Below are 12,875 nucleotides of genomic sequence, written 5' to 3'. Positions count from 1 at the left end.
GGCCTACGCAACGATGAGCGAAGAACACAAGCCGCACACGCCGGAAGAGCCGGAAACGACCCCGGCGACGGGCGTCGAGGCCGAGGCCGTGTCGACTGTTGAAACGCCTGAGGAAACGCCCGTCGAGGCCCCCGTTGAAGCTGCCGCGCCCGAGGACGAGATCGTCACCGCCGAAGCGCCCGTCGAGGACGCCGTCACCGATGAGCCGGTGATTGTGGAGCCGACCCCGGGCGAGACCGATCCCGGCGTCCTGTCCGTGATTCCCGCCGCCGCCGCAGCCTCCGCCATGACCACCTCCGCCTCGAAGCGCCCGATCTGGAGCGACGACGGCGACGCCCCGTTCGAGGACGATCCCGTCTCCGCCAAGAAGGAAAAGATGCCCAAGGCCGCCCGTGTCGAAGACCCCGAAGAACGCTCCGCCGGCAGCGAAGGCCTTGAGATCATCAAGACCGTCGTCTTCGCCCTTCTGATCGCCTTCGTTCTGCGGGTGCTGCTGTTCCAGCCCTTCACCATCCCGTCGGCCTCGATGGAGCCCAACCTCTATGAGGGCGACTACATCGTCGTCTCCAAGTGGTCCTACGGCTATTCGAAGTACTCCAGCGGCCTGCCGATCAACCTGCCGATCGGCGAGGGCCGGGTCTTCGGCCGCGCGCCGAACCGTGGCGACATCGTCGTGTTCAAGCTGCCGCGCGACAACAAGACCGACTACATCAAGCGCGTCATCGGCCTGCCCGGCGACAAGATCCAGATGGTCGACAACAAGCTCTACATCAACGGAACGCCCGTGAAGGACGTCTTGGTGTCGAACACCGAGGTCGCCGACGCCTGGGGCGCCCGCGCCGCCACCGAGGCCCGCGAGACCCTGCCGAACGGCAAGAGCTTCATGACCCAGGACTTCGGTCCGGGCGGCGATCTGGACGACACCCCGGTCTATGAGGTGCCGACGGGCTACTACTTCATGATGGGCGACAACCGCGACAACTCGATCGACAGCCGCGTCGAGCAGTCGGCGGGCGTAGGCTTCGTCCCGGCCGAGAACCTGGTCGGCAAGGCCCAGATCATCATGTTCTCGTGGAAGCCGGGCGCCAGCCTGTGGAACCCGATCAGCTGGTTCTCGAAGATCCGGCCGAGCCGCTTCTTCCACATCCTCGACTGATGGCGAATTCAAGGACAGAGGCGGTGGCCGAACTGGTCCGCCGGCTCGGTCACGATTTTCGCGACCCGCGTCTGCTCGACCGGGCCCTGACCCACGCCAGCGTGGGCGAGGGCGGGTCGCCCCAGACCTCGAAGGCCCCGCGCGACAACGAACGGCTGGAGTTCCTGGGCGACCGGGTGCTGGGCCTGCTGGTCGCCGACCGGCTGCACCACGACTTCCCCGAGGCCGACGAGGGCCAGCTGTCCTCGCGGCTGCATTCGCTGGTCGACAAACACGCCTGCGGGCGGGTCGGGGCCGCGCTCGGCATCGGCGAGGCCTTGCGCCTGTCGCCGGGCGAGACCAAGTCGGGCGGCCGCCGCAAGGAGGGCGTCATCGCCGACGCCATGGAGGCCATCCTGGCGGCCGTCTATCTGGACGGCGGGCTGGAGGCGGCGCGCAAGGTCTTCGACCGCGCCTGGGCCGAAGAACTGGCCCGTCCGCCCGAGCGCGCCACGGCCAACCCCAAGTCCGCGCTGCAGGAGTGGTCGCAAGGCCGGGGCCTGCCCTTGCCGACCTATGAGATCACCGGCCGCTCCGGCTCGGACCACGCCCCCACCTTCACCGTCCAGGTGGCGGTGGCGGGGTTAGAACCCATATCCGCTCCCGGACGTTCGCGTCAGGATGCGGAAAAGGCCGCCGCGACGGCCATGCTGCAACGAGAAGGCGTCATTTGACCGACATCACCCAACTGAACCCCAATTCCAGGGCCGGCTTCGCCGCCATCATCGGCGCGCCCAATGCGGGCAAGTCGACGCTGGTCAACCGGCTGACGGGGTCAAAGGTCTCGATCGTCACCCAGAAGGTGCAGACGACGCGCTTTCCCGTGCGCGGCATCGCCATCCAGGGCGACGCCCAGATCGTGCTGGTCGACACCCCCGGGATCTTCACCCCGCGCCGCCGTCTGGACCGGGCCATGGTCGCCTCGGCCTGGGGCGGGGCCTCTGACGCCGATGTGGTCGTGCACCTGATCGACGCGCCCTCGCACATCGCCTCGGAAGGCAAGGACGGCACGGCCGCCGACCGCCGCTCGGCCGAGGACACCGAGACCATCATCGAGAACCTGAAGTCCTCGGGCACCAAGGTCATCCTGGCGCTCAACAAGATCGACGGCATGCGCCGCGACACCCTGCTGGCCCTGTCACACCAGATGTTCGAAACCGGCGTTTATTCCGAGGTCTATATGATCTCCGCCGAGACCGGCGACGGCGTCGATGACCTGAAGTCGCGTCTGGCCATGTCGATGCCGGCCGGCCCGTGGCTCTACCCCGAGGACCAGAGCGCCGATGTGCCGATCCGGGTGCTGGCGGCCGAGATCACGCGTGAGAAGGTCTATCTGCGCGTCCATGAGGAGCTGCCCTATTCGGCGGCGGTGGAGACCACGGCCTTCGACGAGAAGGCCGACGGATCGGCCCGCATCGAACAGACCATCTATGTCGAGCGCGAGAGCCAGCGGCCGATCATCCTCGGCAAGGGCGGCCAGACCCTGAAGTGGATCGGCCAGAAGTCGCGCGAGGAGCTGACCGAACTGCTGGACCGCCCGGTCCATCTTTTCGTCACCGTGAAGGTCGATCCCAAGTGGCAGGACAGCCGGGCCCTCTATGCCCAGTTCGGTCTGGATTACGACGTCTGATCCGGCGTCCGGTTTTCAAGGTTCGCGTTTGTTTATCGTTCCCAAGACTGTCGGCGGCCCGCCCCGACTGCTGATCGGCCTTCTGGCCGTCGTCATCCTGGCGCTGCTCGTGACCGGGGGCGTGGTGCTGGCGCGGGGGCACGGCCAGCCCGAGCGCGTTCACCCGCAGATCGCCCAGCTGCCGCTGCGCCCGCCCGTGGTGGTGGTCGAGGACCTGCCGAAGCTGAAGGCCGCGCTGGACGCCCAGCCGCGCTTCATGGGGGCGGTGCTGGTGGCGAAGGGCGATAAGGTCCTGTTCCGTCAGGCCTATGGTCCAGCAGAGGTATCGAAGGGCGAGCGCGCGACCATCGAGACCCGCTATCGCCTGGCCTCGATCAGCAAACAGTTCACCGCCGCCGCCATCCTGAAGCTGCAGGATCAGGGCAAGCTGACCATCAATGACGCGGTCTGCAAATGGATCCAGCCGTGCCCGGCCGCCTGGGCGGGGATCAAGATCCACCACCTGCTGTCGCACACCTCGGGCATTCCCGACCTGATGGCGCGGCCCTACTGGGGCATGCGGCGGGTGACGCCGGCGACTCTGGCCGAGCTGACGGAAGACTCCAAACGCTTCCCCCTGCGGTTCGAGCCGGGATCGAAGGTCTCCTACGACAACGCGGGCTTCAACCTGGCCGCCGCCATCGTCGAAAAGGCCAGCGGCATGCCGTACGAGACCTATATGCAGACGGCGATCTTCGCACCGCTGGGCATGGATCGCACCGGCCTCGGCGACGCTCCCGATGTGGCCATGGGCTATGCCAACTATCCGTCAGGTCTCGCGGCCCAGACCATTCCGAACGTCAGCATCGTGATCGGCGCCGGGGCCATCTATTCGACGCTGGACGACATGCTGGCCTGGGAGCGCGCCCTGCACCGTGGTCACGTCCTGACGCCGTTCAGCTATGGCCAGATGCTGGCCGACCACGCCCCGGCCGATACGCCGGATGAGCGCGGCCGCACGCGCCGCACCTGGGGCTATGGCATCTTCACCAAGCGGCTGGGCGAGATGGTGTCGCCGTCGTTCGAGGACCTGCAGGTCTATCACACCGGCAGCTGGTCGGGTTTCCGCAACCTGATCACCTATCAGCCCGACGCCGATGTGACGGTGATCGTCCTGTCCAACAACTACCACCAGCGGGATCAGGTCTTCCTGATCGCCGAACAGGCCATGGCGGAGGCTCTGGGAAGGGAGTTCCCGAGGACGGGGTCGCCGGTGAGACCCGCCGCGCGAGGGGCGCTGGCGCGGCCGGATTGAGGACGGGGCTACCTGACCGAAAACGTAGAGCCCTCCGTTCGCGGCTTGCGAAGCGGGTTGTTGTGCGCAAGATTGCATCCTGCGGTTGGGTAAGGATTTTGGGGGACGCTTTGTCACTAGCCAAGGCTTTGGCCGCCAGCGGGTTCGCTTTTTCATTGGCGGCCTGTGCCGCACAGTCACCGCCCGTCCAGGCTGTAGCGACCCCTGACTGCAGACCCCTGGTCGCCCGGGTTGTCCTCTCGTGCTTCTACGGGGGAACAGGCGCGCCGCTAACCCAATGCGAAGTCGCAACCGAAGAGCCGGTGGGCTGCGGGATCGGGCCGGACGCCTTGGCCCTATACAACGGCCGCGTGGACATGTCCGGGCTGTTCCAGCACAGCGGCACGGAGGAGAAGGCCCGCTGGCTTCAGTTCAACGTCTACCGTGATGCGGGCGGCCGGGTGGGCCGCAAAGCCTTCGGTGATCGCGGAGAACTAGTTGTCGAGGAGCGCCTCTTTAAGGAGAATTGAATCAAAATAACAATTCAAGATTGTGCATCGGTTTCCGCTGATCCAAGCTCCGTGGGCTCCATTGTGGAGCTTGGAGGGATATGATGTTGAGGAAGTTCGTCGCGAGCGCGTTCACGGCCAATGCCCTGATCGCGCCTATGGCTGCCGGCGCTGTTGCGCTGAGCGCCGCCCCGGCTTTGGCCCAAGAGCCGCCGGTCGTCTGCTATGTCTTCGAGTTCATCTGCGATCGCAAGACGCTGGAGTGTGTGGCCACCGAGCCGCAACTCGACCCCGACTGCGACGGGGTCGCCGGCTAAAGGACATAGCCCGTCAGCTTAAGGCCCTCTGTGATAGCAGAGGGCCTTTTGTCTTGCTGCGGCCCGCATGTGGCTGCCTGATGCTTTACGCCCGCGCCCGGTCCAGCTCGACCTCGGAATCCATGCGCGGCAGGGCGATGACGAAGATCGCGCCGCGGTTAGAGATGTCGCTCAGGGAGACGCTGCCGGTCCGCATCGCGATCAGCGATCAGGGCCCGGGCGTCTCCCCGTCCTTCCGCGACCGGCCCTTCCAGCCCTTCGCCCAGGACAGCTCCGTCGCCCCCGCGATCAGCACGCCCAGCACGGGCCTCGTCCGCCTCAGTAAACGCGGTCGCTGGCCGCTCCGCGCCGCCTCATGCCTGGATGGACCAGTACGGCGCAGTTCGTGACGAAGGCCGACCGCAGGTCTTCGGGGATCGTCGGGAAGGTCTGGGTCTCGCCGTTGAACGTGAAGGATACCGGCTCGCCGCGTCCCAGCGGTTGCAGCACCTCGTCGGCGATTGCGAATCTGTACCCGAGAGTTGGTCCGGTCGCAGACGCGACCGCCGTCGGAGAGCCGACCCGTTTCACGTCTCCGATTTGGGTGGTCAGGTCGGGTTGAGGCCACGCGGGCCGGGGCGTGAAGCCGCGCACCGTTACGGCTATCGAGATGTCTTTGCAGCCCAGCACTACGCGCGGGACGAACACCCCGGCGCGCCCGTCCGGCGAGGGTACGAAGTAGGTGATCGCCGGCAGTGCGGTAGAGCCCGTCATCGCCCGCCAATGGGGGCCTGTCTGAGCAATGTCAGGCTGAGGCATCGGCACGCGCCCTGGGGCCTCGCGCGGGGTTTGCGTCCCGGCCCACCAGCTGGCGATGCCAATCAACACCAGAATTCCAGACACCACGGCGACACTCCCGACAAGCCACCGGCCTGCGCCTTTCGCGGAACCCGGGCTCCGACCGGGATGCGGGGCGTTGAGTTCGGCCTCAACGCCGAAAAACTTGTTCCGATTTTCCTGTGGGTTTTCGCGATCAAGAAGGCGGGCCAATTCTCGGCTACTGACGGCCCCGGTCTTTCGCCGCGCCGAGCGCAGGCGTTCGTTGACGACATTGACCGATAGACCTTCGGCATTGGCGATGGTCTTGGCGGTGTGTCCCTGGGCCAGGAGGGTCAGGAGTCTGCGCTCCTGTTCCGTCAGTCGGTCGAGTGAAGAGGCCATGGTCCGCGCGTGAAAGTCTGTACGCCCGTTCTTAGGGTGCAAATGGCTCCGCTCAACCGGTGATCAGCCTTGGCGGCCTCCGATTTATTTGGGAAACCCTACAAACTCGCCAGTCCGCCCGTCAGCAGGGTCGCGCGCCCCGCCAGGCTGAGCTCAAGCAGGGCGGCCGCGACATGGCTGACGGGGGCGCCGCACGCGCGGGCCAGTTCGTCGCGGGGCGTGGGGGTGGGGGAGAGCAGGGCGGCGACGCGGTCGATGAGGGCCTGATCGACCGCGTCCGGCATGTCGCCGAAGGCGTCGGCGGGCGGTTCGGACAGGGTGCGCAGGGTTTCGAAGGCGCGGCGGACGTCGTCGATCCCCTCGCACAGGATGGCGCCCTGACGCAGCAGTTCATTGGGGCCCTTGGAGCGCGGGTCGAGCGGGGAGCCGGGCACGGCGAAGACGTCGCGACCCTGTTCCGCCGCCAGTCGGGCGGTGATCAGGGAGCCGGACTTGAGCTCGGCCTCGACCACGATGATCCCGCGCGACAGGCCGGAGATGATGCGGTTGCGGCGCGGGAAGTCGCGCGCCTGGGCCCGGGCGCCCATCGGGCTTTCGGAGACGACGCAGCCGCGCTCGACGATCCGGGCGTAGAGGTCGGCGTTGTCGGGCGGATAGACGTCGTCGACCCCGCCGCCCAGCACCGCCACCGTCCCGGTCTCCAGAGACCCGGCGTGGGCCGCCGCGTCGATGCCGCGCGCGAGGCCCGAGATCACGATGAAGCCGGCCTGACCCAGGGACTGCGACAGGCCGCGCGCGATCCTCTGGCCGCCCGCCGAGGCGATGCGGGCGCCGACCACGCCGACGGCTTCCCTCGACAGCAGGGCGACGTCGCCGAGGGTCCAGAGCAGGGGCGGGGGCGGATCGACCGCGGCCAGCATGGGCGGATAGTCGGCGTCGCCGAAGACCAGCAGCCGCGCGCCCTTCTTCTCCCCGGCGGCCAGCTCGGCCTCGATGCGGTCGGTGGGGGGCAGGGCGTAGCCGCTCGAGCCGCCCTTGCGCACCAGATCGGGCAGGGCGTCCAGCGCGCGAACGGCTGAGCCGAAGCGGTCCAGCAACTGGCGAAAGGAGACGGGGCCAACGCGGTCGGCGCGGGCGAGACGCAGGCGGGCGAACCGTTCCGCGTCAGGGAGGCTCACGCCTTCTTCGCTCCGATGCGGGGCTCTGTCCCCTTGAGCAGGCGGGCGATGTTCTCGTGGTGGCGGATCCAGATCAGCACCGCCGTGACGAAGGCGAGAAGAATGATCGGCTCCCCGACCGGAAGGCCGAGCGCCGGGATCGGCAGGAACGCATAGATCGGGGCCATGAAGGACGCTATCAGGGCGGCCAGCGAAGAATAACGCAGCAGGAAGGCGACGATCAGCCAAGTCGCCCCGGCCAGCAGGCCCAGAGGCCAGTGGGCGGCGATCAGCAGGCCGAAGAAGGTCGCGACGCCCTTGCCGCCCTTGAACTTGAGCCAGACCGGGAAGAGGTGGCCGATGAAGGCCGCGCCGCCGGCGATGGCGCCCGCCAGCTCGGACCCGAACAGCCAGCGCGCGATCAGCAGGGCCACGGCGCCCTTGCCGGCGTCGAGCAGCAGGGTGGCCAGGGCCAGATCCTTGCGGCCGGTGCGCAGCACATTGGTCGCGCCGATATTGCCGGAGCCGATGTTGCGCACATCGCCCGCGCCCGCGGCCCGGGTGATGACCACGCCGAAGGGAATCGAGCCCAGCAGATAACCGCCGACCGCTACGAGGGCCAACGAGCCCAGAGCCGGCGCCACAAGATCCTGCAAGGTGATTCGCTCCCCGTATGGTGTTTCGCGGCACGATGCGTCGCGACTAACGTGACGGCAAGCGTCTGATCATCCCCGGTTGTCAAACCTTGTCTTGACCTCGCCCGGTGTTGCGGATTTGGTCCGGCCGCCTGTGGAGTTCACGCATGATCCGTTCCGTTTTCGCCGCTACTGCGGTCGCCGCCCTTCTGACCGGATGCGCCGCGACGCCGCGCGCCGGGTCGTCCGGGCCGCATCTGGCCGCCTGGTTCGACTGTGTGCGCGACGGCGGGATCGTCATCTCGGCGCACCGGGGCCAGTCGGCCGACGACCAGCCGGAGAACTCGCTCGCCGCCATCCGCGCCACGGGCCGGACCATTCCCAACGCCATCGTCGAGATCGACGCCGTCCTGACCCGCGACGGCCAGCTGGGCCTGATGCACGACGACACCATGGAGCGGACCACCACCGGTCACGGCAAGGTCGCCGACCTGACGATGGCGGAGTTCAAGACGGCCCGGCTGCGGGCGCCCGACGGCCATCTGACCGACGAGGCGCCGCCGACCCTGGCCGAGGCGCTCGCCGCCGCCGGTCAGGTCCACGCCATCGCCAGCATCGACCTGAAGCCCGCCTCCGAGGCCGCGACGCTGACGCTGGCCCGCGCGGTCATCGACGAGGTCCGCCGCGTCGGCGCCGCCGACCGGGTCATCCTGATCACCTACACCCCCGAGACCGCCCGCGCCGTCGCCGATATGGCGCCGGAGATGATGATCTCGGCCGGGGTCAAGTCGGTGGCCGAGCTGGACGGCCTGCGTCGTCCGCAGATCCTCGCCTGGACCGGCGCCGGCCGTCCTGATCCGGCCCTGTGGAGCGCGATGAAGGCCGTGGGCGTCGAGGCCCAGTTCGGAACCCTGGGCGGTTCGGACCGGGCGCTGGACCGGGTCTTCGCCGCCGACGGCGACGTCAGCGAATACCGCGGCCTGTTCGATCAGGGTGTGACGGTCATCGCCACCGACACGCCGCTGGCGGTGAAGTCGGTGCTGGGCGCGGAAGTGGCGAAGGCGAATAGCTGCCGTCGCTAGTCTTCCTTCTCCCCTTGCGGGAGAAGGTGGCGCGCGAAGCGTGACGGATGAGGGGGCACGCCGTCGAGGATGGTGAGGGTTTGCGCGCGCCGAGTTCAGACATCGGCACGACCCCTCATCCGCCCCTCCGGGGCACCTTCTCCCGCAAGGGGAGAAGGATCAGGTCAGAAGACGCGTCTTCCCGAAACCCAGGTCCCCAGCACCTTGCCCTGAAGCATCCGCCCGTCGAAGGGCGAGTTCTTGGACTTGGATTTCAGCTTCGCCGCATCGACCACGACGGGGGCGTTGAGGTCGAACAGGACGAGGTCGGCGGGGGCGCCGGCGGCCAGCACGCCGCTGTCCAGACCCAGCAGGCTCGCCGGGCCGTGGGTCAGGGGGCGGAGGATGTCGAGCAGTTCCAGCCCGTCCTCGTGGTGCAGCATCAGGGCCGCCGACAGCAGGGTCTCCAGGCCCACGGCGCCGGGCGCGGCCTCGCCGAACGGGCGGCGCTTGTCCTCAGCGGGGGCCGGGGCGTGGGCCGAGGTGATGATGTCGATCAGGCCGTCGCGGACCGCCTCGATCAGGGCCTGACGGTCGCTCTCGGGCCGCAGCGGCGGATCCAGCCGGTAGAAGGTCCGGTAGTCGCCGATGTCGATCTCGTTGAAGCACAGGTGGTTGATCGAGACCGAGGCCGCGACCTCCAGCCCTTTCGCCCGCGCACGCGCCAGAGTCTCGAGCGCGCCGGCGGTCGAGATCTGGTCCACCAGGAACCGCGCGCCGGTCTGTTCGACCAGGGCCAGGTCACGCTCCAGCTGGATGCGTTCGGCGATGGCGGGGGCGCCGGACAGGCCCAGACGGGTCGCCAGCTCGCCGGAGGTGGCGACCGCGCCTTCGGTCAGCCAGGGATCGGCAGGACGGCAGGCGATCAGGGCGTTGAAGGCGGCGGCGTAGCTCATCACCCGCTGCAGGGTGCGGCTGTTGGCGATGACCCTGTCGCCGTCGGTGAAATACAGGGCGCCGGCCTCGTCCATCAGGCCGATCTCGGCCATGCGCTGACCGTCTCGGTTCTTCGTCGCCGCGCCCGCCGCGAAAACGTTGACGAGGTTCAGGGCCGCGCCGCGACGCTGGATGAAGTCGACCATGGCCGGATCGTCGACGGCCGGGTCGGTGTCGGGCTGGATGACGATGGTCGAGACCCCGCCCGCCGCCGCCGACAGGCTGGCCGACTTCAGCGTTTCCTTGGGCTCGGCGCCCGGTTCGCCCGTCTTGACCCGAATGTCGATCAGGCCGGGAGCCAGGCATTTGCCGCCCGCGTCCACGACCTCGACGCCGGCGGGGACCTGGGTGGCGCCGCCGCGCACGACCTCGAGGATTCTGCCATCCTCGATCAGCAGGGCGCCGGGGCCGTCGTAGTCGGTCGCCGGGTCAAGCAGGCGGGCGTTGAGAATGGCGACAGCGCTCATCGGGCGGCTCCCCGCAGATTGGCGAGGGAGGCGAGGATGGCCATCCGGGCGGCGACGCCCATCTCGACCTGATCCTGAATGAGGGAGACCGTCAGGTCGTCGGCGACGTCGGAATCGATCTCCACGCCGCGGTTCATCGGCCCGGGGTGCATGACCTTGGCATTGGGCGCGGCCCAGGCCAGCTTCTCGCGGTCCAGACCCCAGAAGCGGAAATACTCACGCGTCGAGGGGACCAGCGCCCCTTCCATCCGCTCCAGCTGCAGGCGCAGCATCATGACCACGTCGCAGCCCGCAAGGCCCTCGCGCATGTCGTGGAAGACCTCGCAGCCCCAGCGGTCGGCGTCGCCGGGCACGAGCGTCGGCGGGCCGATCAGGCGGACGCGAGCGCCCATCATAGACAGCAGGATGACGTTGGAGCGGGCCACGCGGCTGTGGGCGATGTCGCCGCAGATGGCGATGGTCAGGCCGCCGACCTCGCCGAAGGCGCGGCGCAGGCTCAGCAGGTCCAGCAGGGCCTGTGTGGGATGCTCGTGACGACCATCGCCGGCGTTGACCACCGCGCAGCCGACCTTCTGGGACAGCAGGGCCGCGGCCCCGGACGAGGCGTGACGGATCACCAGAATGTCCGGCTTCATGGCGTTCAGGGTCACCGCCGTGTCGATCAGGGTCTCGCCCTTGGCCACGGAGGAGGCGGAGACCGGCATGGTCACCACGTCCGCGCCCAGCCGCTTGGCCGCGATCTCGAACGAGGACGAGGTGCGTGTCGAGTTCTCGAAGAAGATGTTCACGACCGTGCGGCCGTGCATCAGGTCCAGAGACTTGGCCGACTGACGGTTGAAGTCGACGAAGGCGTCGGCGAGGTCCAGCAATCCCAGGGCGGCGGGCGGGTTGAGATCGCCGGCGGACAGGAAATGGGGGGACGGGAACGGGATCAGTCGTTCGGAGATCAGGTCGGTGACGGTGGCTGAATCGGTCATCGAGGCCGGGCTATAACCCTTGCTCAGGTCAGATGATAGATGAACAGCAGTAACGGGATCATCAGGGCGCTGATCACCATGGTCAGGGCGATGATGCCGGCCATCAGGGGGGCGTCGCCGCCCATCTGCCGCGCCAGAAGATAGGCCGCCGCCGCGCCGGGGGCCGCGCCGCACAGCATGGCCACGCCCTGGGCCAGATGGTCGCCGCCGAACAGGATGCACAGGCCCCACATAAGCGGCGGCATGATGATCAGCTTGACGAAGGAGACGCCGGCGATGGTCACCTTGCGCCGCGCCACCTCGGCGAAGCTCAGGCCCGCTCCGGCGATGATCAGGCCGGTCGGCAGGGCGGCCGAGCCCAGCAGCTTCAGCGTCTCGGTGACGCCGGGGATGAAGGGGACGCGCGCGAAGTTGAGCGCCAGACCGATCAGACAGGCCAGCAGGATCGGATTGGCCAGCATGGCCTTGACCAGGGCCACCGGCCGCATGCCGCGCTGATCCGCGCCCCAGCGGGCCAGAACGCCGACGCACAGGATGTTGGTCACCGGAATGATGCTGGCGATCATGACGGCCGCGAGCGCCAGTCCCTTCTCGCCGAAGGCCGCCTGGATGACCGGAAGGAAGACGAAGCTGTTCCACCGGATCGTGCCCTGGAAGACGCTGGTGTAGCCCGGGCCGTCGATGGTCATGAAGGGTTTGGCCGCGAAGGTGCCCAGCGCCACGATGATGACCGCGGTCACCGCCGCGCCGGCCGCGGCGCCGGCGCCGCCGCCCGACATGTCCGCGCCCCAGATCGAGGGGATCAGGAAGCCCGGGTACATGAAGTTGATCGACAGCTTCTCGATCGGCCGCCAGGTCGCGTCGGGCAGGAAGTCCGACTTGCGCAGGCCATAGCCGAGAGCGATCAGGACGAAGACCGGCATCACCCCGGCCACCATGGGGATCAGACCCATGTCGCCTGATCCCGAACGCGGTCCAGCGCGCCCTGGAGGATCCAGGCGGCGGCGGTGCGGTCCACGACCCCGGCGCGGCGCTTGCGGCTGAGATCGAGATCCTCGATCAGGAAGCGCTCGACGGCGCTCGTCGACAGCCGCTCGTCCCAGAAGGCGACGTTGGTCGGCCGGATGCGATCCAGATTGCGGGCGAAGGCGCGGCACGACTGGGCGCGCGGCCCCTCGGTGCCGTCCATGTTCATCGGCAGGCCGATGACCAGGGCCGAGACGTTGCGGCCGTTCATGATCTTGATCAGACGCTCGGCGTCCTGGGTGAACTTCGCCTTGCGGATCAGTTCCAGCGGGCTGGCGATCATCCGGCTGACGTCGGAGGCGGCGACCCCGATGGTGTTCTCGCCGAGATCCAGTCCCAGCCAGGGCGTTCCGGGCGGGCAGGCGGCGGGCAGGTCGAGAAGGTCGAGAACGGGCACGGGGGCTGCATAGGGCAGGCGAGGCCGAATGTCGA

14 protein-coding genes are annotated in these 12,875 nt (G+C 68.3%); 7 read left to right on the top strand and 7 right to left on the bottom strand.

The genetic code is table 11. The features are described 5' to 3' along the window. Positions 1–13 precede the first annotated feature (13 nt). The 6 genes from lepB (at position 14) to ACW172_RS18925 (ending at position 4,924) form a co-directional block, all read left to right on the top strand. Positions 14–1,156, top strand: coding sequence for a signal peptidase I (gene lepB / locus ACW172_RS18950; protein WP_492032935.1), 1,143 nt, complete (start codon positions 14–16; stop codon positions 1,154–1,156). Continuing rightward, complete coding sequence (gene rnc, locus ACW172_RS18945) at positions 1,156–1,869, top strand: ribonuclease III (RefSeq protein ID WP_492032934.1); 714 nt, start codon at positions 1,156–1,158, stop codon at positions 1,867–1,869. Before lepB ends, rnc begins: the two co-directional genes overlap by 1 nt. A gap of 5 nt (positions 1,870–1,874) precedes the next feature. Next, entirely contained in the window at positions 1,875–2,825 is a 951-nt protein-coding gene (gene era, locus ACW172_RS18940) for a GTPase Era (protein ID WP_492035022.1), read from the top strand. Between the two features lie 28 nt (positions 2,826–2,853). Beyond that, entirely contained in the window at positions 2,854–4,119 is a 1,266-nt protein-coding gene (locus ACW172_RS18935; RefSeq protein WP_492032933.1) for a serine hydrolase domain-containing protein, read from the top strand. Positions 4,120–4,475: 356 nt separating this feature from the next. Beyond that, positions 4,476–4,628, top strand: coding sequence for a hypothetical protein (locus ACW172_RS18930; protein WP_492032932.1), 153 nt, complete (start codon positions 4,476–4,478; stop codon positions 4,626–4,628). Between the two features lie 83 nt (positions 4,629–4,711). Then, positions 4,712–4,924 carry a hypothetical protein gene (locus ACW172_RS18925; RefSeq protein ID WP_492032931.1) on the top strand — a complete coding sequence of 71 codons (213 nt, stop codon included), beginning with the start codon at positions 4,712–4,714 and terminating at the stop codon, positions 4,922–4,924. Positions 4,925–5,242: 318 nt separating this feature from the next. On the opposite strand, the gene ACW172_RS18920 is transcribed toward ACW172_RS18925, so the two are convergent. From ACW172_RS18920 to plsY, 3 genes are all read right to left on the bottom strand, one after another. Beyond that, complete coding sequence (locus tag ACW172_RS18920; protein WP_492032930.1) at positions 5,243–6,124, bottom strand: helix-turn-helix transcriptional regulator; 882 nt, start codon at positions 6,122–6,124, stop codon at positions 5,243–5,245. 98 nt (positions 6,125–6,222) lie between these two features. Further along, entirely contained in the window at positions 6,223–7,302 is a 1,080-nt protein-coding gene (dprA, locus tag ACW172_RS18915; protein ID WP_492032929.1) for a DNA-processing protein DprA, read from the bottom strand. After that, a complete protein-coding gene (gene plsY / locus ACW172_RS18910) occupies positions 7,299–7,937 on the bottom strand; it encodes a glycerol-3-phosphate 1-O-acyltransferase PlsY (RefSeq protein WP_492032928.1) in 639 nt (212 codons plus the stop codon). Before plsY ends, dprA begins: the two co-directional genes overlap by 4 nt. Before the next feature lie 146 nt (positions 7,938–8,083). Here plsY and ACW172_RS18905 point away from each other — a divergent pair, with 146 nt between their 5' ends. Further along, on the top strand, positions 8,084–8,998 hold the full coding sequence (locus tag ACW172_RS18905) for a glycerophosphodiester phosphodiesterase family protein (protein WP_492032927.1): 915 nt from the start codon (positions 8,084–8,086) through the stop codon (positions 8,996–8,998). A gap of 164 nt (positions 8,999–9,162) precedes the next feature. Here the strand turns inward: ACW172_RS18905 and pyrC are convergent, their stop codons facing one another. The 4 genes from pyrC to ruvX are packed head-to-tail and all read right to left on the bottom strand — an operon-like array spanning position 9,163 to position 12,840. Then, entirely contained in the window at positions 9,163–10,440 is a 1,278-nt protein-coding gene (pyrC, locus tag ACW172_RS18900) for a dihydroorotase (protein ID WP_492032926.1), read from the bottom strand. Then, a complete protein-coding gene (locus ACW172_RS18895) occupies positions 10,437–11,417 on the bottom strand; it encodes an aspartate carbamoyltransferase catalytic subunit (protein WP_492032925.1) in 981 nt (326 codons plus the stop codon). The genes pyrC and ACW172_RS18895 overlap by 4 nt, the downstream gene beginning before the upstream one ends. 23 nt (positions 11,418–11,440) lie before the next feature. Next, positions 11,441–12,370, bottom strand: coding sequence for an AEC family transporter (locus ACW172_RS18890; protein ID WP_492032924.1), 930 nt, complete (start codon positions 12,368–12,370; stop codon positions 11,441–11,443). After that, entirely contained in the window at positions 12,361–12,840 is a 480-nt protein-coding gene (gene ruvX, locus ACW172_RS18885) for a Holliday junction resolvase RuvX (protein ID WP_492035021.1), read from the bottom strand. The genes ACW172_RS18890 and ruvX overlap by 10 nt, the downstream gene beginning before the upstream one ends. Positions 12,841–12,875 lie beyond the last annotated feature (35 nt).

The sequence above is a fragment of the Brevundimonas sp. ALps5 genome (assembly GCF_058681645.1).
Note: the sequence above shows the minus strand (reverse complement) of the source record. Positions and strands in the feature narration are given on the sequence as shown.

Coding starts and splice junctions, on each gene's coding strand:
- pyrC (WP_492032926.1), bottom strand. CDS start 10,440: ATGAGCGCTGTCGCCATTCTCAACGCCCGCCTGCTTGACCCGGCGACC.
- ACW172_RS18905 (WP_492032927.1), top strand. CDS start 8,084: ATGATCCGTTCCGTTTTCGCCGCTACTGCGGTCGCCGCCCTTCTGACC.
- lepB (WP_492032935.1), top strand. CDS start 14: ATGAGCGAAGAACACAAGCCGCACACGCCGGAAGAGCCGGAAACGACC.
- ACW172_RS18925 (WP_492032931.1), top strand. CDS start 4,712: ATGTTGAGGAAGTTCGTCGCGAGCGCGTTCACGGCCAATGCCCTGATC.
- ACW172_RS18930 (WP_492032932.1), top strand. CDS start 4,476: ATGTCCGGGCTGTTCCAGCACAGCGGCACGGAGGAGAAGGCCCGCTGG.
- rnc (WP_492032934.1), top strand. CDS start 1,156: ATGGCGAATTCAAGGACAGAGGCGGTGGCCGAACTGGTCCGCCGGCTC.
- ACW172_RS18890 (WP_492032924.1), bottom strand. CDS start 12,370: ATGGGTCTGATCCCCATGGTGGCCGGGGTGATGCCGGTCTTCGTCCTG.
- ACW172_RS18895 (WP_492032925.1), bottom strand. CDS start 11,417: ATGACCGATTCAGCCACCGTCACCGACCTGATCTCCGAACGACTGATC.
- ACW172_RS18920 (WP_492032930.1), bottom strand. CDS start 6,124: ATGGCCTCTTCACTCGACCGACTGACGGAACAGGAGCGCAGACTCCTG.